Annotated in this window: 17 protein-coding genes and 3 tRNA genes; 9 read left to right on the top strand and 11 right to left on the bottom strand. The window is 46.3% G+C overall.

What is annotated here, in order from left to right; genetic code table 11:
• The first annotated feature begins 36 nt into the window (after positions 1 to 36).
• A complete protein-coding gene (locus EV202_RS13945; RefSeq protein WP_131927497.1) occupies positions 37 to 321 on the top strand; it encodes a hypothetical protein in 285 nt (94 codons plus the stop codon).
• A gap of 59 nt (positions 322 to 380) precedes the next feature.
• Here the strand turns inward: EV202_RS13945 and EV202_RS13950 are convergent, their stop codons facing one another.
• From EV202_RS13950 to EV202_RS13960, 3 genes are all read right to left on the bottom strand, one after another.
• Complete coding sequence (locus EV202_RS13950) at positions 381 to 2,693, bottom strand: family 65 glycosyl hydrolase domain-containing protein (protein ID WP_131927498.1); 2,313 nt, start codon at positions 2,691 to 2,693, stop codon at positions 381 to 383.
• Between the two features lie 220 nt (positions 2,694 to 2,913).
• Positions 2,914 to 4,287 carry an MFS transporter gene (locus tag EV202_RS13955; RefSeq protein ID WP_131927499.1) on the bottom strand — a complete coding sequence of 458 codons (1,374 nt, stop codon included), beginning with the start codon at positions 4,285 to 4,287 and terminating at the stop codon, positions 2,914 to 2,916.
• A 22-nt stretch (positions 4,288 to 4,309) separates the two neighbouring features.
• Complete coding sequence (locus EV202_RS13960; RefSeq protein WP_106068259.1) at positions 4,310 to 5,317, bottom strand: LacI family DNA-binding transcriptional regulator; 1,008 nt, start codon at positions 5,315 to 5,317, stop codon at positions 4,310 to 4,312.
• Positions 5,318 to 5,666: 349 nt separating this feature from the next.
• On the opposite strand from EV202_RS13960, the gene EV202_RS13965 reads away from it, so the two are divergent.
• The 5 genes from EV202_RS13965 (at position 5,667) to EV202_RS13985 (ending at position 14,766) form a co-directional block, all read left to right on the top strand.
• Complete coding sequence (locus EV202_RS13965) at positions 5,667 to 6,851, top strand: glycoside hydrolase family 53 protein (protein ID WP_106068260.1); 1,185 nt, start codon at positions 5,667 to 5,669, stop codon at positions 6,849 to 6,851.
• A gap of 528 nt (positions 6,852 to 7,379) precedes the next feature.
• Positions 7,380 to 10,475, top strand: coding sequence for a SusC/RagA family TonB-linked outer membrane protein (locus EV202_RS13970; RefSeq protein WP_106068261.1), 3,096 nt, complete (start codon positions 7,380 to 7,382; stop codon positions 10,473 to 10,475).
• An 18-nt stretch (positions 10,476 to 10,493) separates the two neighbouring features.
• Positions 10,494 to 12,119 carry a RagB/SusD family nutrient uptake outer membrane protein gene (locus tag EV202_RS13975; RefSeq protein ID WP_106068262.1) on the top strand — a complete coding sequence of 542 codons (1,626 nt, stop codon included), beginning with the start codon at positions 10,494 to 10,496 and terminating at the stop codon, positions 12,117 to 12,119.
• Between the two features lie 23 nt (positions 12,120 to 12,142).
• Complete coding sequence (locus EV202_RS13980) at positions 12,143 to 13,327, top strand: SusE domain-containing protein (RefSeq protein ID WP_106068263.1); 1,185 nt, start codon at positions 12,143 to 12,145, stop codon at positions 13,325 to 13,327.
• A 26-nt stretch (positions 13,328 to 13,353) separates the two neighbouring features.
• Positions 13,354 to 14,766, top strand: a complete 1,413-nt coding sequence (locus EV202_RS13985) for an Outer membrane protein SusF domain-containing protein (RefSeq protein WP_131927500.1) — start codon at positions 13,354 to 13,356, stop codon at positions 14,764 to 14,766.
• 654 nt (positions 14,767 to 15,420) lie between these two features.
• Here the strand turns inward: EV202_RS13985 and EV202_RS13990 are convergent.
• On the bottom strand, positions 15,421 to 16,005 hold the full coding sequence (locus EV202_RS13990; protein ID WP_131927501.1) for a Crp/Fnr family transcriptional regulator: 585 nt from the start codon (positions 16,003 to 16,005) through the stop codon (positions 15,421 to 15,423).
• Positions 16,006 to 16,084: 79 nt separating this feature from the next.
• Positions 16,085 to 17,422: an MATE family efflux transporter gene (locus EV202_RS13995; RefSeq protein WP_106068266.1), complete on the bottom strand. Its 1,338-nt coding sequence runs from the start codon at positions 17,420 to 17,422 to the stop codon at positions 16,085 to 16,087.
• 220 nt (positions 17,423 to 17,642) lie between these two features.
• Here EV202_RS13995 and EV202_RS14000 point away from each other — a divergent pair.
• From EV202_RS14000 to EV202_RS14010, 3 genes are all read left to right on the top strand, one after another.
• Positions 17,643 to 17,729 (top strand) — tRNA-Ser (locus EV202_RS14000).
• 8 nt (positions 17,730 to 17,737) lie between these two features.
• Positions 17,738 to 17,809, top strand: a tRNA-Glu gene (locus tag EV202_RS14005).
• Positions 17,810 to 17,823: 14 nt separating this feature from the next.
• A tRNA-Lys gene (locus EV202_RS14010) sits at positions 17,824 to 17,896 on the top strand.
• 138 nt (positions 17,897 to 18,034) lie between these two features.
• Here the strand turns inward: EV202_RS14010 and EV202_RS14015 are convergent.
• From EV202_RS14015 to EV202_RS14040, 6 genes are all read right to left on the bottom strand, one after another.
• Positions 18,035 to 18,772: a class I SAM-dependent methyltransferase gene (locus tag EV202_RS14015; protein ID WP_106068267.1), complete on the bottom strand. Its 738-nt coding sequence runs from the start codon at positions 18,770 to 18,772 to the stop codon at positions 18,035 to 18,037.
• On the bottom strand, positions 18,769 to 18,954 hold the full coding sequence (locus tag EV202_RS14020; protein WP_106068268.1) for a hypothetical protein: 186 nt from the start codon (positions 18,952 to 18,954) through the stop codon (positions 18,769 to 18,771). The genes EV202_RS14015 and EV202_RS14020 overlap by 4 nt, the downstream gene beginning before the upstream one ends.
• A gap of 99 nt (positions 18,955 to 19,053) precedes the next feature.
• On the bottom strand, positions 19,054 to 19,431 hold the full coding sequence (locus tag EV202_RS14025) for a VOC family protein (RefSeq protein ID WP_106068269.1): 378 nt from the start codon (positions 19,429 to 19,431) through the stop codon (positions 19,054 to 19,056).
• Positions 19,432 to 19,457: 26 nt separating this feature from the next.
• A complete protein-coding gene (locus EV202_RS14030; protein WP_125238428.1) occupies positions 19,458 to 20,537 on the bottom strand; it encodes a DUF4468 domain-containing protein in 1,080 nt (359 codons plus the stop codon).
• A 21-nt stretch (positions 20,538 to 20,558) separates the two neighbouring features.
• Complete coding sequence (locus tag EV202_RS14035; RefSeq protein ID WP_131927502.1) at positions 20,559 to 21,290, bottom strand: MBL fold metallo-hydrolase; 732 nt, start codon at positions 21,288 to 21,290, stop codon at positions 20,559 to 20,561.
• A 13-nt stretch (positions 21,291 to 21,303) separates the two neighbouring features.
• The gene (locus tag EV202_RS14040) at positions 21,304 to 22,314 is read right to left on the bottom strand and encodes a 2-hydroxyacid dehydrogenase (RefSeq protein ID WP_106068272.1); all 1,011 of its coding nucleotides are present in this window, start codon (positions 22,312 to 22,314) and stop codon (positions 21,304 to 21,306) included.
• Positions 22,315 to 22,521: the final 207 nt, after the last annotated feature.

The following is a 22,521-nucleotide window of genomic DNA, read 5'->3' on the forward strand; positions in this document are numbered from 1 at the left end:
TTATACCCTGACGACACCCACTAACCACTATTATCCATGAAATCTTATCGAACCATCAAAAGAATACGGGCGGCGGAATTCCGCAAGAGTTGCCTTATAAACATCGACATGACGGGCGCATCGCCCACAGCCTACGACCGCTCGGCCTTGATATTGCACGCCATATACCCTCAACTGCCGTTTCGGCACGTGACCGGCGAAGACGGAATGACACGGCCGATGGTGACGGACATCCCGCAGAAAATCATACTCGAGGTGTGCTGCAGGTACAGGTTAGTGGAATCTGCGGTAAAATCCATGTCGGATTTATTATATATATGATGTCCGATAGGTCGGGGTAGTACATAGGATTGACCTTAGACTGTGTATGGGCAAGTCCTTTATGGTATGAGCGGCAGTTGCAGCTCTTGTCCTTTCTTCAGTGTGTACCCCTTCTGATAAACCTGCACTTTCAGCGTCTCGCCTGCCGTGAGCAGGATGCGTATCTCCTTGCCTATGCGCAGGTGCAGCGTACGTCCCCGGTAGTTGACTTTGAAAGAATAGCTGTTCCACTTCTGCGGCACGACAGGCGAGAAACTCAACATATCGCTCTGTACCTGCATGCCTGCAAAACCCCGTACGATAGCGAGCCATGCGCCCGGCATACTGGTGATGTGCAGGCCTTGGTGGGCTTCGTTGTTATAGTCGTCCAAGTCGAGCCGTGTGGCATGTACGAAGAGCCGGTAGGCCTTTTCCACTTCGCCGATGCGGGCGGCGAGGGTAGCGTGGATGTGCGGTGACAGCGAGGATTCGTGCACCGTCATGGGTTCGTAGAACTCGAAGTTGCGGCGTACGGTCTGCGTATCGAAATTGAAGTAATAGAGATAAAGCCCGAGCAACACATCGCTTTGCTTGATGTAGCAGGAGCGCAGGATGCGGTCCCACGACCAGTGCTGATTGATGGGACGCTCTTCGGCAGGGATGCTGTCGGCACTTTCCAGCACCTTGTCCATATAACCGTCGTTCTGGACGAAGATGCCCCGTTCCGCATCTTCCGGCAGATACATCTGTTCGATGATTTCTTTCCAGCGCTTGCTCTCTTCGGCCCGGTCGAACCGGGTGGTGCGGCAGATGTGGGCATACCGCTCGGGATATTCCCGCTCGATGATTTCCAGAAAGCGGAGGGTCATCCTGAGGCATTGTATGCAGGAGTAGTTGGTGTACCAGTTGTTGTTCACGTTGTTCTCATATTCGTCCGGCCCGGTGACACCCAGAATGACGTACTTCTGCTTCGGTTGCGAGAAAGAGACCCGTTGGCTCCAGAAGCGGCTGACGGCAATCATCACTTCCAGGCCATAGCAGGCGATGTAGTCCATCGAGCCGGTCAGCATGGCGTGCTGGGCAATGGCGTAGACGATGATGTTGTTGCGGTGTATCTCCTCGAAAGTTATTTCCCACTCGCTGTGGCACTCTTCGCCGTTGTTGGTCACTTGCGGAAAAAGTGCGGCTCCATCCTTGAAGCCCAGTTTGCGGGCATTGTCTATGGCTTTGGACAGGTGGTTGTAGCGGTAAATCAGCAGGTTCTTCGTAATCTCCTTGGGGGTGGAGAGCAGGAAGAAAGGCACGCAGCACAACTCGGTGTTCCAATAAGTGTTTCCGCCGTACTTCTCGCCCGTGAAACCTTTGGGGCCGATGTTCAGGCGCGGGTCGTCTCCGCGGTAGGTCTGGTGCAGCTGGAAGATGTTGTAGCGGATGCCTTGCTGCACTTCCGGGTCGCCTTCGATGGAGACGTCCGTTTCGTCCCAGATGCTTTGCCAAGCTTGCTTATGCTCGTCGAGCAGGGCATCCCAGCCCATCTGCCCGGCTTTGTGGGCTTGGGTCACGGAGGTGTCTACCAGTTCGCTCCGTTCGTTGTAGAGCGAGGAACTGATAGCGGTGTATTTGATGAGCGTTACGCGGTCGCCGGGTTTTACGTCGGCGCCTACGCTGAAGCCCGTCTGCTTCTCCTTTTCTATGCGTATGGGGATGGCCACGGCCTCCTTGCCGTTCTTGAAGAGCCGGTAGGTCATGGCATAGCACACCTGCGCGTCTTCCCGCCGGGTCTGGGTCCAGAGGTAGGCACAATCGCCGGCAAAGCCGGACCGCAGGATGTTCCATATTTTAATGTCAGGGTGGTCGGCGTCGTCCACAATGCCGGCATCGAGTATGGGCACGAGCGAGATTCTTCCGGCGTAGTTGACGGACGAAACGCTGTATTTGATGAGGCTGAGTTCGGGACGAGCCATGTTGGCGATGTGCTCCACATGGATGCGGAGCTTGTTCCCTTGTGGGGAGGTGACCTCCATGTCGCGATAGGAAATGCCCTCCTTCATGTCGAGGCGGCGGGTGAAGCTGTCCACATCCCATACGGCTGCGTCCAGCTCTTCGTTGATGAGGCGCAGGTTGATGCGGCTCCAGTCGGCTGCTTTGGGAATGCGGGTGTAGTAGTGGGGGAATCCGTTCTTCCACCATTCCACGCGAGTTTTGTCTAAAAAAGTGACGCCTGCCACGAATGAGGCACGATAACTGTCGCTGCCGTAGGGCTCTTCAAAATATCCCCGTTGCCCGAACCGCCCGTTGCCAAGACTGAATATGCTTTCAGACATCCGTTGACGGTCGGGGTGGAAGCCCTCTTCGATGATGTTCCATTCATCGGTTTTGAGATATTTCTTCATCGCTGTGTGTTTTCTAAGGTTATCGCCGTAAAGATAAACAATATGCGGTAATCAAAGAAGAAAAAAGCGGACGAAATTTGAAACGGGGGAGGCCGGGTGCCGGAAGAGCACCGGGGAAGGCGTCGTTCTTCGGTGTCGAACGATGCGTTCCCCGGTGTGGAACGGGGTGTTCCTCGGTGTCGGGCAACATCCCCGTGCGGAAGCGTTTCTGAGGCCGATGTCAGCCTGCTTTTTCTGTTTCCGCTTCTTTGATTAAATATACACAAAAGGCGCCGATGATCAGCATCATGCCCGCCATCACCAACATGTTGATTTCGGGAGGCAGCGCCCCTTCGGGGGTGAACAAGGCGAGGATGCTTCCACCCAGAGCGGCTGCCACAATCTGCGGGATGCAGATGGTGCCGTTGAACAGTCCGAGATAAGTGCCCATATGTCCGCCGCTCAGTGCGTTGGTCAGGATAGTGAACGGCAATGCCAGCATGGCGGCCCATGCGCAACCTATGAGCAAGAAAGAGACGAAGAGCAGATAGGGATGGTGCATGAAGTAGGTGGATATGAAACCTATACCGCCCAGCACGAGGCTGAGGGAGTAGATGAAGCGGCGGTCTTTGAACATCGGGATGCAGATGGCCCAAAGCACGGAGCCGATGGCCTGCACGGCAAAGAGCACGCCCACCCAGTTGGCGGCTTCCTGATATTGCAGGCTCTTGGTGTCGAGAATCACTTTGCTCACACCGTCCACCAGATGCGATACGGTCGGTGCATCAAAGGCATTGGCCGCCACGCTTCCGTTGGTATAAGTCCACATGAACATGAATGCAAACCAGCAGAAGAACTGAACCAGCCCCACCGTCCAGAAGGTTTTCGGAGCTTTGGCAAGGAGTTTCAGCATGTTCGTCTTCTCATGCTCTTCCTTTTCGCTGATGCCGTGATACTCGGCATATTCGGCAGGCGGCATCTCCTTTACCTTGACCGTGGTGTAGATGACACAGAATATCAGGATGGCTGCTCCGATGTAGAAGGAGTAAATCACGGAGTCGGGCACCACCCCTTCGGGCGCCGTGTTGCTGATGCCTATCCATGCGAAGATGAACGGGAACAGGAAACCTACCAGACTGCCGGCGTTGCATAGGAAACTCTGGATGGAGTAGGCCAGTCCTTTCTGCTTTTCGTTCACCATGTCGCCCACCATCATCTTGAAGGGTTGCATGGCCATGTTGATGGAAGTGTCGAGAAACATCAGCGACACCAGCCCGAATATCATGGCCGTGCTTGCCACCATGCCGAAACTGCCGGCATTGGGCAGCAGGCACATAACCAGTACCGCCACCAGCGAACCTATGAAGAGGTAGGGGATGCGACGGCCGAAGCGGGTCCACGTCTTGTCGCTGGCCGCCCCTACAATGGGTTGCACAACGATGCCTGCCAACGGCGGTAATATCCAGAAATAGCTGAGGTTGTGAGGGTCGGCCCCCAATGTGGAGAAGATGCGGCTGATGTTTGCACTCTGCAAGGCATACGCTATTTGTACGCCGAAAAAACCGAAGCTGATGTTCCACAGCTTCCAGAAACTTAAATCAGGTTTTACTTTCATGGTTATTATTATGGTATTAGTTTTATTTCGTTGTCCCCCTCACCACTAAATTGGTGCGTACTATCTTGTTGCTGTTTTTCTCCGTTTTTCCCTCCAGCTTCTCATACAGAATGCCGAAAGCGCTTTTCCCCACTTCTTCGCCGCGCTGCTCTACGGTGGTCAGCTTGGGGTCGGTGCTCTGCGCGATGGCTCCGTCGGTGAATCCGCAGATGGAGACTTCGTCGGGAACCTTCAATCCCACCAATTTGCAGGCATAGAGTATGCCCGATGCCGTTTCGTCGTTGATGGCAAAGAAGCCGTCAGGACGTTTGGGACTTTCCAGCAAGTCGGGAGTGATGGCGATGGCGCGTTCGCGCGTGTCGCATAGCAGTGTCATGCTGTCGTTCACCGGAATTTTGTACTTCTTCATGGCATCCAGATAGCCGTTACGCCGGTTCTTGGTGATTTCCAGATGGGGCGAGGCTCCGTAGAACAGGATGCGTTTGCATCCGGTCTGTATCATGTATTCCACTGCGGCAAACGAGCCGGCATAGTCGTCCACCACTACTCGTTCGGTTTTCAGTTCCGTGCAGATGCGGTCGTAGAAGATGATGGGAATGTCATTATTGAGCAACTCCTGATAATGATCGTAACGGGAAGTGCCTTTGGCAAGCGAAGCGACGACCCCGCAGACGCGGGCGGCGAGGAAGGAGTGGACAATTTTCACCTCCTGCTCGTACGACTCGCTGCTTTGTGCCACTATGATGTTATAGCCGGCTTCCGTTGCCGCTTTTTCTATCCCGCTCAACACACAGGAGAAAAAGTGATGCACTAATTGCGGAACAATCACCCCGATGGTGTTGCTCCGGCTGGAGCGCAAGTTCACGGCCAGTACGTTCGGCTTGTAGTTGTGCTCGCGTGCATAGGCATGGATAAGGTCACGCGTTTCTTGGCTGATGTCCGGATTGTCTTTCAGTGCCCTCGACACTGTAGAAGGAGAGACGTTCAAGGCTCGGGCAATATCCTTGATGGTTATCTGCGGTTTATTCATGAGTATGATTTTTGAGCAAAGGTAATAAAATAGGGATAGGTTACAAGCAGGACAAGTCCGTCTTTTACCAACTCCATTGCAAAAATAACTGAATGAGAGCGAACGGTGAACTTACATGAAGTTATATCGGACTGTAAGTTTATGCAAACGATTGCGTTTCTTGCTTTGGCTTCCGTCCTAACGGTTAATCATCGGGAATCGTTGATGGAATTGTATGCTGTTTTTCGAGATAACATTTATCTTTGCAGCAAACATTATGACTAAACTTTTATGCCCGCAATCTGTTTGGTGGATAGAGTGCCTTTTTCTACTTTTGTCACCCGAACAACAAACAAAAACATAGTTTATCATGGATTACATTAAAACTTTCTTCTCTTTTCTTTTTGCCGCCTATTCGCTGACAGCTTGCGGCAACAATAACGACAATTCCGTTCCCGCTCCCGAACCGAAGCCGGAGACACCGGTAATTTCGGGGTTCACCAAAGGAGCAGACATTGGGTGGGTCACCGAATATGAGTTCAAAGGATACAACTTTTATAATGCCAAAGGCGAGAAACGCGAATGCACGGCTCTGATGAAGGAGCTTGGTATCGATGCCATCCGCATCCGTGTGTGGGTAGACCCAAGCGCGCACGGCAATTGGTGTAATGTCGATGATGTGGTGGTGAAGGCTCGAAGAGCCAAAGCGTTAGGCATGGATGTGATGATAGATTTCCATTACAGCGATTGGTGGGCCGATCCCGCCCAGCAGAACAAGCCTGCATCGTGGGTAGGCAAGAATCTGGCAGATTTGAAAGATGTCCTCAGAGAGCATACGGTGAATGTGCTTCGGGCATTGAAAAATGCCGGCGTAACCCCCAAGTGGGTGCAGGTGGGCAACGAAATCCGTCCCGGCATGTTGTGGGATAAAGACAAGGCTTTGAGCGGCGCTTCTTATAATGTGGAAGAACGCCACCTGAAGGATGTACCCGCCAATGCTTCTTCTAAAGTGGTGTATCCTGTGAATTGGGCAAATCTGGGAGCTTTCATTACGACTGGGTATGATGCCGTGAAGTCGGTTTTTGCCGATGCCATTGTCATTGTCCATCTGGACAACGGATGGGACAGCGGCCTATTCAACTGGTTCTTCGACGAACTGAAAAAGAACGGGGGCAAGTGGGATATGATAGGCATGTCGCTCTATCCTTACTGGTCGCGCATGGAAAAGCCGGGCTATAAGGCCGACGACGTCATCACCGACTGCATTAAGAATATCAATGGCCTGGGCACAAAATATAATTGCGACGTCATGGTGGTAGAGACCGGTGTGGAATGTGCCGATGATCAAGGCAAACTGGCAAGTGCTGCGGTTTTGGCCGAGGGCAAGCGGCAGTTGGCCCGTATCTTGAAAGAGTGCAGGGAAAACACGAACGGACGTTGCAAAGGAGTATTCTATTGGGAACCGGAGTGCAAGCCGAGTCAATATAGATTGGGCGCTTTTACCGAAGACGGCCGCCCCACGATGATTATGGATGCCTTTGGCGAAAGCAATTGATCATAGTGCGCATTCTTGCATCGGAATGAAGCAGACTATTACGATTATCCGAAACTTATCCTCTTAAAAGGCCGGCGTTTGTGTCTGACAGAACATGCCTCGTTATCCGAACTGCTTCCGCAAGCGATGGAAACAGTCCGGATAAAGGCTGTCTGTCCAATCGTAACCGTTTGCCGGGTAAGAGAACTGTCTTCGGGGCGGACTTATATGCATTCGCTCCTGATGTCTGTCGGATACGAAAGAGTCGTTTTGCATTTTCTTCTTTTTGCCTATTGTGTGTAAGATAAAGAAGACAAAAATGTGGATAGCAGCTTCTTGAAAGCTTGTTGCCTACGCGCAATCGTTTGCACCGTTGAAATTGCATATTTAAGACTTTTCTTATTCTTTGTTAAATGAATATCGGATATTTTTGTCTCGTCATGCTATGGATACTTTGAAAAACTTCCTTGGCGGATACCCTTGAATGAGATTTTACATTTAGAGAAATATATAGGTAATTTATATTGTTAACTTTAATTTATTAAGTGCATGAAGCAAGTTAATCTTAGAATCTGTCGAACGATTCTTCCCCTATTCTTAGGGTTATTCTTGTCTATTGGCGTTTATGCGCAGAACATCACCGTGAAAGGGCATGTGAAAGATGCCATGGGTAGTGTGATAGGCGCTAATGTCGTGGAAAAAGGTAATACCTCAAATGGTACAATTACCGACCTTGATGGTAATTTCACGTTGAGTGTGCGCAAAGGTGCCACACTGATAGTTTCTTTTATCGGATACAAATCTCAGGAAGTAGCTGCTGCCGAAAACTTGGTAGTGACTTTGCAGGACGATGCGGAGCTGCTGAGTGAGGTGGTGGTTATCGGTTACGGTCGTGCCAAAAAGAATGACTTAACCGGTTCGGTGACGGCAATTAAACCGGATGAGATGAACAAGGGTTTGCAAGTAAGCGCACAAGATATGATTACCGGTAAAATTGCCGGTGTAAATGTGCAGAATAATGGTGGTGAGCCGGGAGGTGGCGCATCGATCCGTATTCGTGGCGGGTCATCATTGAATGCCAGTAACGACCCTTTGATTGTTATTGATGGTTTGGCCATGGATAACTACGGAATGCAAGGCATGTCGAATCCTTTGAATCTTGTGAATCCCAATGATATTGAAAGTTTCACTGTGCTGAAAGATGCTTCTGCTACTGCCATTTATGGTAGCCGTGCTTCTAATGGTGTGATTATTATCACAACCAAGAAAGGCCGCAAAAACATGAAACCGACTGTTGCATATAATGGAAATGTTTCGGTTAGTGTTGTGACCGATAAATTGAATGTGCTGAATGCAAGTGAGTTCATGGACTTTATTAAAAGAAAGAGTGGATTGGATGGTGCTGATTGGGAAAACAGCGACTATTACAAGACTATGGGATATTGGAGCGCATATAATGCCGACGGCACGCCTGCTGCCGGAGCACAACATCTTTTTGCTGATACGGATTGGCAAGATGAAATCTATCGTACGGCAATTTCTACCGACCATAACCTTACATTGACCGGCGCTTATAAAAACCTGCCTTATCGTGTGTCTTTGGGCTATACCAATCAGCAGGGTATTCTTCGTACTTCCGACTTTGAACGCTTCACAGCCAGCGTGAGCTTGAATCCAACTTTCTTTCAAGAACATCTGACAGTAAACTTTAATGCCAAGGGTATGTACTCTAAGACAACTTATGCCAACACCGGAGCCATCGGTGCTGCCAGTGAAATGGACCCTACCAAGCCAGTGTACATCAATAGCGAGTTCTTCAATAAGAATTTTGGCGGATATTTCCAATACAGTTCGCCCGTAGACCGTAACGATGATGAATGGAAATACTCCATCCATTCTTTGGCGGCTAAAAACCCGATGTCTTTGCTGAACACGGTTTCTGATCAAGGTAAAGGAAAGGAACTGACCGGAAACCTTGAACTCGACTATAAGATTCATGGCCTTGAAGACCTCCATTTGCACATGAATGCCGGTATGGACTTGAAGAGCGGTAAGAGCGATAAATTCTACAGCCGCTATAACTATGACAACTATTATTATGGCAGTCAGGGATGGAATACCCAAGATACTTATAACCTGTCGCTGAACATGTATGCCCAATACATCAAAGAGTTTGGGAAAAATCATCGCTTTGACGTAATGGGTGGTTATGAGTGGCAACATTTCCATAAGGAAACAGACTATTATTATTATGGAACTTATCCGAGTACGAACAAAGAACATCCGGGTGAAATCAAAGATCCGTCAGAAAATACTTTGTATAAGACAGAGAATTATCTGGTGTCTTTCTTCGGCCGTCTGAATTATTCTTTGTTGGATCGCTATTTATTGACCGTAACATTGCGTAACGATGGTTCTTCACGTTTCCACAAAGATGGTCGTTGGGGGCTCTTCCCATCAGTGGCAGCCGCATGGAAGATCAAAGAAGAATCTTTCCTTCGCGACTCTGAGACTATATCCGATTTGAAAATTCGCCTCGGTTGGGGTAAGACAGGACAACAGGAAGGTATTGGCGACTATACTTATTTCGCTTCATATACCACGAACGGATTAGGTGCATACTATCCCATTCTGGGCAAGGGTGTGACCTATCGTCCCGATGCTTATAATGCTGCACTTACGTGGGAGAAGACCACTACCTACAATGCCGGCATCGACTTGAACCTTCTCAACGATCGTTTTACGGCCAGCGTTGATTATTACTATCGCAAGACCACCGACCTTATCAACACCGTGGCTGTAGCTGCCGGTTCGAACTTCAAGAATAAGGTGACGAGTAATATCGGAGAGTTGCATAATCAAGGAGTGGAACTTTCGCTTACATATCGTCCCATCCAAACTAAAGACTGGCGCTGGGAACTTGGTTACAACATCACTTATAACGATAATGAAATAGACAAGTTGCTGGCCAGTGATGACTCCAATTACAAAATCCTTCATGGCGGACTTGCTGTAGGTGATTCCGGTTCGGATGGTATCAAGGCTTGGGCTGTGGGTAGACCGGTATCTGCTTTCTATACTTATCAGCAGGTGTATGACAATAACGGACAACCCATTGAAGGACAATTTGTGGATAGAAATGGCGATGGAACCATCAACTCTGCCGACCGTTACTTCTACAAGAAGGCCGATGCTGATGTGATGATGGGTATGACTTCCAAAGTCCTTTATAAGAATTGGGACTTCAGCTTCTCGCTCCGTGCAAGTCTTGGTAATTATGCTTATAACGGAGTGGAAGCCGGTCGCTCGAATATCTCTGTAGAACGTTTGTTCAATGGAAACACATGGCACAACGTTACTTATATGACCATAGCCAAGGATTGGAACTATATCTCTACCGAGAGTGCTTTGTCGGATTATTTCATTCAGAATGCTTCGTTCTTGAAGTGCGATAACATCACTTTGGGATATAGCTTTGATAAACTGTTTGGAATGAAAATCAGTGGACGTACTTACTTTACTGCTCAAAATATTTTTACCATTTCCAAGTATAAAGGAATTGACCCGGAAATCAATGGAGGGTATGATGGCAACATTTATCCTCGTCCGTTCACCGGAGTATTTGGGGTAAGTCTTAATTTCTAAAACATAATATAGAAGAACATGAAAACAAGAATATTGAAATCGATGATACCTGCTGCCGCACTTGCGCTGGCATTGAACTTCTCTTCTTGTGTGGGCGATCTGGATGTTACGCCGATCAATCCGCAACAGACGATGGAGTTTGACAATGATGCAGTTTTCAACAAAATTTATGCAAGTTTCAGCCTGACAGGACAGTCGGGACCCAACGGCAATGGTGATATAGATGATGTGGATGAAGGACGCTCGGGCATGTTCCGTTCACAGTGGTATCTAAATGAATTTACAACCGATGAGGCTCACTGGGTTTGGGCTACCGATGCCGGTATTCCGGAATTGCTCCATAACTCTTGGGGAGAAAGCTGCGTGTTCTCGGCAGCTCTTTACTATCGTCTTTATTTCACGATTACGCTTTGTAATTTCTATTTGAGCCAAAACGGTAATGCTGCTGACCAAGAGTTGCGTAATGCCGAGGTGCGTTTTATCCGTGCATATAACTATGCACTTGTGATGGACCTGTATGGCAGTGCCGCTTTTACCGAAAGCGTATCTGCTGAAAAGGCTGATAGATATACAAGAGAACAGTTCTTCGAATATGTAGAGAAAGAACTGAAAGAATGTGCCGACTTGATGGCTGAACCGGGAAAGAATACTTATGGGCGTGCCGACCGTGTGGCTGCATGGAATCTTCTGGCACGTATTTATCTGAATGCGGAAGTGTATACAAATATCGCTCGCTGGGATGAAGCCATGACTTATGCTGAAAAAGTCATTAATAATGGCTATTACAAGTTGAATAAGACAGGTGCAACGAACTCGGTGACCGGTGAAGAATATACAGCTTATCAGATGTTGTTCTTAGCAGACAACAATCGCAATGGCGCACAGTATGAGAACCTGTTGGTAGGTCTGACTGATGGAGAGGTTACCAAGAGCTATGAAGGTACAAATTTCCTCATTCAAGCTTCTTATTCAAATAAGGTGTCAACAGATGCCTATGCTCCTTCGGGTGCTAATAACAGTTGGGGGAAATGTATTCGTTTGCGTAAGCAATTGATTGATAAATTCTTTGCGAATAAACCCGCTGATGCAGCTACATTGAAGGATATGACTACTGCTGCTGGTGATGACAGAGCCTTGTTCTTTAACAAAGGGATAGATATATCTGTAACAGATGAAGGCACGGATGAAAATGTGGGATATAGCAGCGTGAAGTTCCGTAATGTGAATTCTGATGGAAGCAGTAATGCCGTTATTGAATATGTAAACACCGACCTGCCTGTGATGCGTATTGCCGAGGCTTACCTGACGTATGCGGAAGCAGAGATTCGCAAGAACGGAGCGGTGGGCAACAGTGCTGCCAAAGCTAAATTGGACGAATTGCGTGCACGCGCCAATGCTGCTGCAAAAGGCACTTATACACTGGATGATGTTTGTGATGAGTGGAGCCGTGAGTTTTGGCTTGAAGGACGTCGCCGTGTTGATCTTATCCGCTTCGGAAAGTTCGCCGGACAGTCTGCTTACAAGTGGGAATGGATGGGAGGAGTGTACGAGGGCAATCAATTCCCCGCGCACATGAATGTGTTCCCTTTACCGGTGAATGAAATCTCGAACAACGCAAATCTGAAACAGAATCCTAATTATTAAACTCTAAAGGAGAACACAGAATCATGAAAAAATATATTATAACATCTTTGTTGGCCGGTGTAGCTCTGATGGGCTTTACATCGTGCGAGGATGATAGGGACTCTAACCCTACGCTTGTAGTGCCCGATACTTTCGTGTTGAACATTCCGGCATTGGCTGGCAATGTATATGATTTGGAGAGGGGCGAGAACATCGAACTTACTTGTAAGCAACCGGAATTTGGATATACGGCGGCTGTGAGCTACTATACCCAGCTTTCGTTGACTGATGAGTGGAAAAATGAGGTGGATGAAAAAGGTGAGGTAGTGGGCTTGCCGAAATTCGTACAGTTGGAAAGCTATAGCACAAAGGCTAAATTCAATGTCAATGCTAAGGATTTCAACAAGGCTCTTATGAAGCTGGGAGGATATACAACAGAAGGAGAACTGCCAGAGGAATTGAATGTATATGTGCGCCTCAATGGGATGTTGAGTTCAGGACAGAATACTTATTCCAATCACATCACACTGAAAGTGAAACCTTTCTTTCAAGCATTGGTTGCTGCCGATCCTGAATTGTGGTATCTCATAGGTGCTTGTATAGGCGACGGCTCTTGGGGATCGGAAATCGGTGTTGCTGTTTATCCGATGTCTCCGGTGGAAGGTGCCAAGTTTGATGAAGTGACAGGTAAAGGTCCTCTTACTTACACAGGCTATTTCACTCCCGAATCGGGCTTCAAGATTGTGCGTGTGCCCGGGCAGTGGGCAGAGCAGTGGGGAGGAGTAGATAATGATATTACTCAGCCGCGTATGAAAGATGATAGCGGTGAAGGAGCGGACTTTAAAGTTCCTTCAGCAGGCTATTATAGAATAGATTTGGATACTTATAAGAATGCATTGACCTTTACGGCTCTTGATAAGGCCCCGGCCGAATATCAGCAGATGATGATTGCCGGAGAATTCACTAATTGGGGAGATGGTGCTGTGAAGATGAATCCGGTGGATACGTATGCAGGTGCTCGTCCTCATGTTTGGATGTACGATTTGAATCTCAATGAGAATTCTGTGATGAAATTCTTGGTGGATAGTAGTTGGAATCCTAATTGGGGTGATACTAAGTTCCCGTTTGGCTGGGGTGTTGGCGGTGGTTCCAATATTCCTGTGGCAGCCGGAAACTACCGGGTTGTCTTTAATGATATTACAGGTTATTATCATTTCTATAAAAAATAATATCGAACGATTAAAACTTGATTGGTATGAAAAAATCATTACTATATGGCATGGCGCTTACAACTGTCTTATTAGGCAGTTGTAAGGGGGATTACGACGATTGGGCGGCTCCTCAAGGATATGATGCTGAAGAGGCCAAGAATATTAGTTTGACTGTTACTCCTACGGCTTCTTTTAATATGGAAGAGGTTACAGCTGAAACCGTTCAGCTCTTCACTTCCTCCGTCAATGCTCCCGAAGGGGCGAAAGTTACGGCTTACGAAGCTATCTTGAGCAAAGTGGACGAGAATGGAGCTACTCCGGTAAAGACAGTCTTGGCAACTGATGCTTCGGGCAATGTGTCTGTACGCGAATTGGTAAACACGGTGGAAAGCTATTATGGAAAGAATCCGATTGAACGGAAACTGGCTTTGGTCGTTTCGGCTGTTATCAACCTGAATGGACAGGCTTTCCGGGTAAACTCCGATAAAGTGGAAACGAAAGTGACGCTTGTGAAACCGGATATTTCCGAAGCTTATTATCTGATTGGCGATATGATTGAATGGAAGGAGGCATTGAAGATGAAATTCTCTCATAGCGACGTGAATGTTTATGATGATCCTGTATTTACTATTTCGTTTACTACTAAAGCAGATAACCAGTATTGGAAAATTATTCCGCAAAAGAATATTGATGCCGGTAGTTTTTGGGCCAATCCGGGTGTAGTAGGTGTAAAAGTGGATGGAGATGACGCCTTGAGCGGACAGCTTATAAACGAGGGCGCAGGTGCAGGAAAAATAGCAAAAGCCGGAAAGTACACTATGACCATTAATATGTTGGACTATACTTATGAGATAAAGGTGGCACCAACCGAACTTTATATGACCGGTAGCGCCTTCGGCAATTGGCAAAAATGGCATCAATTGATACCCGTACATAGTCATGAGGACAACTATTGGACCATTATTTATTGCAATGCCGGTGATGAGTTTAAGTTTTCCGCTGCCGCTGAATGGAACGGGACGGATTTTGGCGCTTCGGCTCCTATGAATGATCAGGCCGATGCCGGACTGGCAGACCAAGGCGGTAATGTAAAGGTAGCCAATGCCGGGTGGTATCTGATTCATGTGCTCAATGGCGAAAGCAGAGCGATCAACGTGTATAAACCGAATGTTTATCTTATTGGTGATACCGCTGGTGAATGGAGCGTAGCTGACAGTCACAAGTTTGAAATACCCGTAGCAGCTGACGGGGTGTTCGTCTCGCCCGCGTTTGCCAAAGACGCTGAACTTCGCATGTGTGTTAGCATCGAGGGTTTTGATTGGTGGCAAACAGAGTTTATCATCCTTAATGGTAAGATTGAATATCGAGGTACAGGCTCTGATCAGACCAGAGTTCCAGTAGCTATAGGTAAGAAGGCTTATCTGAACTTCTCTACTGGTGTCGGAAAAATAAAATAATCTTTATTTGAAAGAACAAAAAGCGAGTGGTCACAATTCATGAGACCACTCGCTTTTGCTATATAGATTGAAAAAGGTAAGAATAAGGAAGAGACAAATAGTTCTTATAATATTTTCAGTACGATTACATGCTTTATAATTTCATGAAACACCTTCGGCTACGATAATAGTCCCAAGAAGAGGGACGTTGTAACAAAATTTCCAAACCAAGTCATGTTTCTTAGCCAACCATCAGGATACAATCTTCTACCCCCGCCAAAACCCCTTCTGACAAGGGTATGGATCAGTATAGGACTGATGCCACATCAGTATACGACAGATGGTACATCAGTCGTATACTGATCTACCCTCTGTATAGGAGTGAGAAAAGACAACGCTGTTTTCTTTCTCAAAAAGGAAAAGAACAAAGACTTTTTTGTAAAGATATTCTCCTGTTCCTTTATCAACACATCAGCAGGAATCAGGGGGCAACCGGTTTGTTCAATTGCTTCATTCCTCGAGATTGGCTGATAATAATTTCATGGAGAGATCGGGCATGCGTTATAATTATTCCGCCAACGTACCGGCAAGGTACTACCGGCAATGAGAGAACTCAGCCGTTTTACAGCAAGATAAATCTTCTTCGAATCAGGAACGATGATTACTTTCTGATGTTTATAATGCACCCGAACGAACCCGGCTCAATGTCTCAGGGGTCATTAGCAGGTAGGATGCTATATGCAACAGGGGTGCCCGCTTGACGACTTCCGGCTGACTGGCCATGAGACGGTTATAACGCTCGCGTGCCGTTTCAAACCGCCATGAATCGGCTTTTACTTGCGAAGTAATCAGAGATTTCTCCAGAATCTTTCGATAGAACATATTTACCTCCCACGACATCTCGGTGAGCATCAATAGCTTGTTATATGGGAGCAAATACACTATACTCGGTTCCAGGGCTTCGATCATAAGGCGGGTAGGCTCTTGTTTCAAGGTGCTCTCTATGCAAATAATGATACAGCCTTCGTAAGAAAAGTGCTCGGTGAGATCTTTCCCGTTCTTGTAGTAGAATTGGCGTAACATACCCTTCCCTACAATGACAATGTTGTGGCTGATTTGACCTTCTTTGAGAAGGATTTCTCCTTTTTCTGCTTCCTTGCGGATAAGGATTCCTTCTATTAATTTTCTGCCTTCAGGTGTCATCCCCGGATAATGGGAGCTGACAGTGGCATTCACCGTTTCTTTCAATAATGCGTCCATAAACCCTGAATCTGTTCGTTCGGGCACAAAGATAGGACTTTTGGTTTTAAACAGGTGCTAAAGATTGATAAAACAGGTGCTATACAAAGTTTTTGCTAAGCCATTTCATGCTATACCAGCGACGCACAAAGATAAATCCTCGAATATTCTCATCCAACAAGAAAGCTATCCACATGCCATGAATGCCCCAGCCAAGGAAAATGCCGAAGAAATAGCCTACGCCGACAGCAACACTCCATTGCATCACTAAGCCCACATAGAAAGGATAGTTGACGTCACCTGCTGCGCGGAGGGCATTTGTGGCAAAGATATTGATAGGCCGTCCTATTTCAAGAACGATGTCTATAAAGAGGATGACTACTCCCATGCGAATGATTTCGGGATTAGAGGTGAGCCACCCGAAGATGGCATGTCCGAAAAGGGCAAGGATACCGGATAAGAGAACCGTAATCATAACGGCTTTTTTCATGACATATTTTCCCATGAGAAAGGCGGCGCGAGGTTTCTTCTCGCCGATAAGGTGTCCGATGCAGATGGCTCCTCCTTGTGCCATGGAGATACTGAACAGGTAGGCAAACATGATAATGTTGACACAGTAGGTACGGGTAGCCAGCGCTTCTACCCCCAATATGTTGATGAAATAAGTAATGACCACTTGCGATGAACTGTATGATAGCTGCTCTCCGGCAGAAGGAAGTCCCACCTTTAGCAGATTCTTCAGTTCAGTCCATGGGAAGGGACGGAAGTAGGCCATAGGGAAACGAGGGATATGCTTGCGAAACAGAATGACGAACAAAATAATCATGGAGACTCCCCGGCTGAAGGCAGTAGATATGGCTGCTCCCTCTACACCTAATTCAGGAAAACCGAAGCGTCCGAAGATAAGGGAATAGTTGCCTACGATGTTGAAGATATTGACAACCACGGTTACCATCATCGGATAAACGGCTTTGTTGGCACTGCGCAATGAAGCGGAGAGGGTGAGGGATAATGCTTGAAAGAAAGCGAAGGTGCCTACGATGCGCATATAGTCCATGCCATCCTGCATCAATGTAGAAGTGAGCCCCATCAAATGAAGAATGGGACGGGCACAGAAGTATAAAATCAGGCTGATGGTGATGCCGATCACAAAGTTCATCAAGATGGAGATACCTACCACTTGTACCACATTCTTTTGTAGTTTCGCACCGAGGTATTGGGAACACAGTACCGAGGTTCCGAGATTGATGACCTCGAAAACGAGGAAGGTGAGCATGATGATTTGGTTGACGACACCTACAGCTGCCACACTATTGTCCGAATATCGGCTCAGCATAAAGGTGTCTACAGCACCAAGCATCATGATGAGAAGCGTTTCTATAAAAATGGGAGCCGTCAGTTTGGTAAGTCTTTTCTTTAAATTTTCCTGTTGTATCATTATCGCTGTATATATGTCTCTGAAAAAACGTGCAAAGATAAGGAAACAGAAAATAGGAAAAATTGATATGTGTCATTTTCTGCGGTTTTATGGTTTTGAGAGTTAACATGTTACTTCTTGCTGAGAGAAAACAATGAAAAAATATGTAGGAAAGATTTGCAAAGTCCAAAAGTTTCCTCTACATTTGCACCGCATTTAACAAGAATGTTGGTTACAAAAAGGAAGTTTGGGTGAGTGGCTGAAACCACCAGTTTGCTAAACTGACGTACGGGTAACCGTACCGGGGGTTCGAATCCCCCAGCTTCCGCACCAAAAGGTGGGTTCATCTAACGGTTAGGATACATGCCTCTCACGCATGGCATACGAGTTCGATTCTCGTACCCACTACATTTTAGAAGAATGCACTCTTAGCTCAGTTGGTAGAGCAACTGACTCTTAATCAGTGGGTCCAGGGTTCGAGTCCCTGAGGGTGTACAAGTCACGAAAAAGGATGAGTTGAAAATACTCATCCTTTTTTTATTGCTTCTATGGAGGACGCTCGGAGAATAAATTTTCGGAATGTCCGTCAAATTGGAGGGGGATGTGCTCACGGACTTGCTGAGTCGCTTTGTCTTATACTTGGAGAGACAACCGGGCAAGATAATCATAATGATTACCTTCTTTGATAAGTTCTGCTTTGAAACCATTTTCCGCAGAATAGAGGCTAAGTGTTTGAAAATCTATATATAGCCAGTCGAATGAATCTCCTTTGATGTTTTTATATTGCATTTGGAAGTCGATTTCACCATAATAATTACCGGCAAGGTCAATAAGGATGCTTCCGTCTTCTTCTTCGAATAGGTAGCTGAGGTCGCTGGAATCCATTAGAATGCAGCCTTCGGGGCGAAGTAGCAATTTCATTTTCCGAAAAAACTCAGGTAGATTCTCTAACTTTCCAATAATGCCGGAGCCATTCATTAACATCAGGATCGTATCGTATGAATCAATGAACCGCTCGTCAAACAGGTTGGTTAGCGCCACATTATTTACTCCCCGTTGACGCATTGTTTCCACAGAGAGTGGGGAAATGTCAATGGCGTAAACCTCTTTACCGGCTTTTTGTAGGGCAAGACTGTGACAACCACTGCCTGCTCCCACATCCAGAATCTTGCCTGTTGCCATTTTTAGAGCTGCGCGTTCTAACAATGACATTTGCTTTTCCGAACGAAAGAGCTCTTTGACGGGAATTTCATCTTCGTCGAATAACGAAGAGAATACTCGCAGACAATCGGCTTTGCCATATTTGAAGTAGTCGGATATAGCAGCTCCCATCGGATCTTGGTCGGCACACAAAAGATTGCTGTTTATCATTTCTTGTGTCTGTTAGCGCGTTTACGACGAATTTCCGCTTTCATTTTGGCCGAGGCTGAACCATGTTGTCCTGTAATGTAGGTCTTCTTCTTGGCTTTGGTCTTTACTTTATTCTCTTCTTTGGGTTTCTCCTTTTTGCCTTTAAAGACAATACCACCCATCATTGCTTCTTCTATGCTCACGATGTTTGTTGTTTTTTTATGGGTTTATTGTGAAGAAAGTAGTGTCAAAGATGCTTGGAGCGCTGTCTTAGTATTTGACACCACCTTTCTCGAAATCTGTTATTTGGCAGGAAGCACCTCAATCCAATAATCGTCTGGGTCGTTAATGAAGTAGAGTCCCATTGCTGTGTTTTCGAAACATACCCATCCGTTCTCTTTGTGATACTGGTGTATGGCTTCGTAATCACCGGCTATACGAATGCAAAGATGGCTCTCGTTCTCTCCTAACTCATAGGTTTGCGGATGTTCGTTCAAACAAGTCAGTTCAAGCAGGAATCCGGTGCTACCATCGGTCAGATAGACCAAGGTGAAAGAACCGTCGGAGGCTTCCTTTCTGTGATGCTCTTTTAGACCTAAGGCTTTCTCGTAGAATGCGATACTACGCTCTAGGTTGGTAACGTTGATATTAAAATGGTCGAATTTGCTTTTAATTTCCATTATTCATTCGGATTAATATTGATAGGTTATTTGACCATTGCTTTTATGATTTCTCCCACATAGGTGCGTGGCATGCCTTCCATAGCAGCAGGTGAGGGGAGTTTCTTGCATTCCAGTATCAGCGTAGGCTCTGTATGTCCTATTGGATAGAAGCGGATGATGTAATTTTCTGCTTTTTCCATTTGTTCATATGGCTGGTCGGACGACAGAATACTGAAAACAACCGGTTTCCCGTTGACTTTACCCAGTGATCCACCGGAGTTGGCAGTCATCATTGTTACGTTGAATGGATCATCTCCAATCACTATAACCAGTTTTCCGTTTCCTGTTTGAATGGCGTCAGAAGATAGATCTTGAGGAGGTACTTGTTTGTATCCTGCAACTGCAACCGTTGTTTGTGTTTGCTCTGTAGAGGTAACTCTGGTTGCTTGAGTAGCATCTGCTATAACTTGTTTTTTAGGAGTAATCACTATTGGGCCTGAGTTGGTAACAGCTTTTTGTTCTTCTTTTTTCTCTTCGGTCAAGTTTTGCGTTGTAGAAGCACTGAGCGCCTCGGCCATTTCTTGAGCGAAGCTGTCTGCAAAGTCCACGGTTTTTCTGCGCCATTTGGCAAGGCCGCGTATCAATTTAGTCTTTGCTTTGTTCAGGGCATATTTGTCAGTGACCCATTCTTCTGCTGTGTACTTTTCTTTCCCTTCGCGATAACTGAATCGGATTTTCTCTATTTTGAGCATACTTTTTTCCGGTTGGCAGTTCACGGTCAGTTGATAGGATACTTTGGTGCGATCGAGAGACAGAGCGCTTGAGCTGAATATGATCCATTCTTCTCCGCTACCCACGATCTGTCCTTTGGCCTTATCTGTGAAAACGATGCGGCTGTTGTTCCTGTTTTTCTTCAGTCGTTTGTCCATCCATTGGGATGTTCGTTCATAGATTTCGTCTTGTGACATACCGGGAATACTGAACTCTTTGGAAAATACCACCTTACCATCCACTTCGGGAACGGCACCGGCCAAATATTTGCTGTCATCTCTGTTTTGTGCATGCAACAGAGTAGGTAGACAAAAGCAAAACAATAAGAAAAGAAGATGTGTCAATTTTTTCATAATAAAATATATCTCTTTAATTTAACAGTCAATCTCAAAGCATTCTCCCGGATGAGAGATGGAGAGGAAACGACACCCTTTGCTTTCGGCAAAAGATTTAAAGGCATTGCCGCCTTGATAATCATTGCCAAAATGCATGGGTACAAATATAGTGGTTTTTATTCGTTCCACGAACTGTTCGGCACCGCGCATATAATCTTTTCCCATGCGATTGTCTACCGGAAACATAGATACATCTACTTTCGGTGCTATTTGTTGAAGGTCTCTTATTTCAGCCAGAAAATCACCTTCGGCTTTTCGTATTTCCTGCGGAGTGGACTCTTCGCTCCAATGCCAGTTATTTAAATCGCCGGCATGAAAGATTTGTTTCCCTTGTAATTTTATCAGGAAAGAGATGCCTATATCGGTAGAACCGAATGCTCGTATGCTGATATATTCGTCTTCGTAGATGCCTCCTTTGTTGATAAAAACTGCATCTTCGGGTTTGGCGAGACGATGTCTCATAATGTCTTTGGAGAAAATATAACGAATGTCCGGGCGCAAGGACTTCCATGAAAGTACTTCGCGATTGAAATGGTCGGAGTGGTGGTGCGAGCAAAGCACATAGAGGATGCCTGCTTTTTTCAAGAGTCGGTTGCGTACGATGCTTTCGCCTGAAAGCTCTTCCAAGCCATCCTTGTAATAGTCGATAATGACTGTTACTTCGTCTGATTCGATTGCGAATCCGCTGTGATAAATGTAATATAATCTCATTTTTTTTGAGGGGCTACATGGTTACTGTATTTTCCAGCGGTTTGTTATTTATGAAATCTTTGATGTTCTGTAAGGTTGTCAAAGCGATGTTTGCCAACGCTTCGCGCGTAAAGAATGCTTGATGCGAGGTGACGATGACATTGTTGAACGATAGTAGGCGTGCCAGCGTATCATCATCGATGATCTTGTCAGATTGGTCTTCGTAAAAATATTCATTTTCTTCTTCATACACATCGAGGCCGGCAGAACCTATTTTTTTATTTTTCAGTCCTTCTATCAGGGCATTAGTGTGAATCAATTGCCCGCGTCCGGTGTTGATGATCATCACCCCATCTTTCATCTTACTTATGGAGTAATCATTGATGAGGTATTTGGTCTGTTCGGTCAGCGGACAATGTAGGGAAATGATATCCGAGTTACGATAAAGTTCATCCAGAGTGGTATATACCACCTGATGCTCTCGTGCGAAGTTATGGTCGGGATAAAGGTCGTAGGCTAGGATATTTACACCAAAACCACGCAAGATGCATATCAGCTTCTTTGCTATTTTTCCGGTACCGATGATACCTGCTGTCTTGCCATACATGTCGAATCCCAACAGGCCGTGGAGTGAAAAGTTTCCATCGCGTGTGCGCCAAGTGGCACGTGGAATTTTGCGATTCAAAGACAACATCAAGGCCACAGTGTATTCAGCCACTGCATAGGGAGAGTAGGCGGGAACATGCACTACAGTGATGCCGTAGTGTGCTGCAGCTTTCAAATCTACATTGTTATATCCGGCGCAACGCAATGCCAGTAGTTTTACGCCGTTGTCTGCTATCAGTCGGATAACCTCGGCATCAGCCGTGTCGTTTACAAAGATACAAACAGCATCTACTCCTTGTGTTAGTATGGCATTGTGCTTGTTAAGATGTCCTTTGTAGTAGCGGAGTTCGAAAGCATACTCTTTGTTTTTCTCATTGAAAGAAACTTCGTCGTAGGGCTGAGTGCCAAAAAAAGCAATTGTATAAGTCTTATTATTCATCTATTTATCCATTTTAAGTGTTGTCTGCATTCAAAATAACAAAGTAATAACAAAAAATGGAATAAAAAGATTCTAAATGATAAAAAGAAAAGGGAGAAAAGTTTTTCTGTTAGAAGTGATTTAAACTAATTGATCAAATGATAAACAGCGTACTAATAGCTAAAATTGTTATATTATGGGTGAGCAAACTCATTCATAACAACATCC

Source organism: Prevotella heparinolytica (assembly GCF_004342845.1).
GTDB classification, from domain to species: Bacteria; Bacteroidota; Bacteroidia; order Bacteroidales; family Bacteroidaceae; genus Bacteroides; species Bacteroides heparinolyticus.

What these genes read in the sequence shown, in the direction of transcription:
- EV202_RS13955 (WP_131927499.1), bottom strand. Translation starts at nt 4,287, where the DNA reads ATGAAAGTAAAACCTGATTTAAGTTTCTGGAAGCTGTGGAACATCAGC.
- EV202_RS13985 (WP_131927500.1), top strand. Translation starts at nt 13,354, where the DNA reads ATGAAAAAATCATTACTATATGGCATGGCGCTTACAACTGTCTTATTA.
- EV202_RS14015 (WP_106068267.1), bottom strand. Translation starts at nt 18,772, where the DNA reads ATGATAAACAGCAATCTTTTGTGTGCCGACCAAGATCCGATGGGAGCT.
- EV202_RS13945 (WP_131927497.1), top strand. Translation starts at nt 37, where the DNA reads ATGAAATCTTATCGAACCATCAAAAGAATACGGGCGGCGGAATTCCGC.
- EV202_RS13990 (WP_131927501.1), bottom strand. Translation starts at nt 16,005, where the DNA reads ATGGACGCATTATTGAAAGAAACGGTGAATGCCACTGTCAGCTCCCAT.
- EV202_RS13970 (WP_106068261.1), top strand. Translation starts at nt 7,380, where the DNA reads ATGAAGCAAGTTAATCTTAGAATCTGTCGAACGATTCTTCCCCTATTC.
- EV202_RS13975 (WP_106068262.1), top strand. Translation starts at nt 10,494, where the DNA reads ATGAAAACAAGAATATTGAAATCGATGATACCTGCTGCCGCACTTGCG.
- EV202_RS14035 (WP_131927502.1), bottom strand. Translation starts at nt 21,290, where the DNA reads ATGAGATTATATTACATTTATCACAGCGGATTCGCAATCGAATCAGAC.
- EV202_RS14030 (WP_125238428.1), bottom strand. Translation starts at nt 20,537, where the DNA reads ATGAAAAAATTGACACATCTTCTTTTCTTATTGTTTTGCTTTTGTCTA.
- EV202_RS13950 (WP_131927498.1), bottom strand. Translation starts at nt 2,693, where the DNA reads ATGAAGAAATATCTCAAAACCGATGAATGGAACATCATCGAAGAGGGC.
- EV202_RS13960 (WP_106068259.1), bottom strand. Translation starts at nt 5,317, where the DNA reads ATGAATAAACCGCAGATAACCATCAAGGATATTGCCCGAGCCTTGAAC.
- EV202_RS14025 (WP_106068269.1), bottom strand. Translation starts at nt 19,431, where the DNA reads ATGGAAATTAAAAGCAAATTCGACCATTTTAATATCAACGTTACCAAC.
- EV202_RS13980 (WP_106068263.1), top strand. Translation starts at nt 12,143, where the DNA reads ATGAAAAAATATATTATAACATCTTTGTTGGCCGGTGTAGCTCTGATG.
- EV202_RS13965 (WP_106068260.1), top strand. Translation starts at nt 5,667, where the DNA reads ATGGATTACATTAAAACTTTCTTCTCTTTTCTTTTTGCCGCCTATTCG.
- EV202_RS14040 (WP_106068272.1), bottom strand. Translation starts at nt 22,314, where the DNA reads ATGAATAATAAGACTTATACAATTGCTTTTTTTGGCACTCAGCCCTAC.
- EV202_RS13995 (WP_106068266.1), bottom strand. Translation starts at nt 17,422, where the DNA reads ATGATACAACAGGAAAATTTAAAGAAAAGACTTACCAAACTGACGGCT.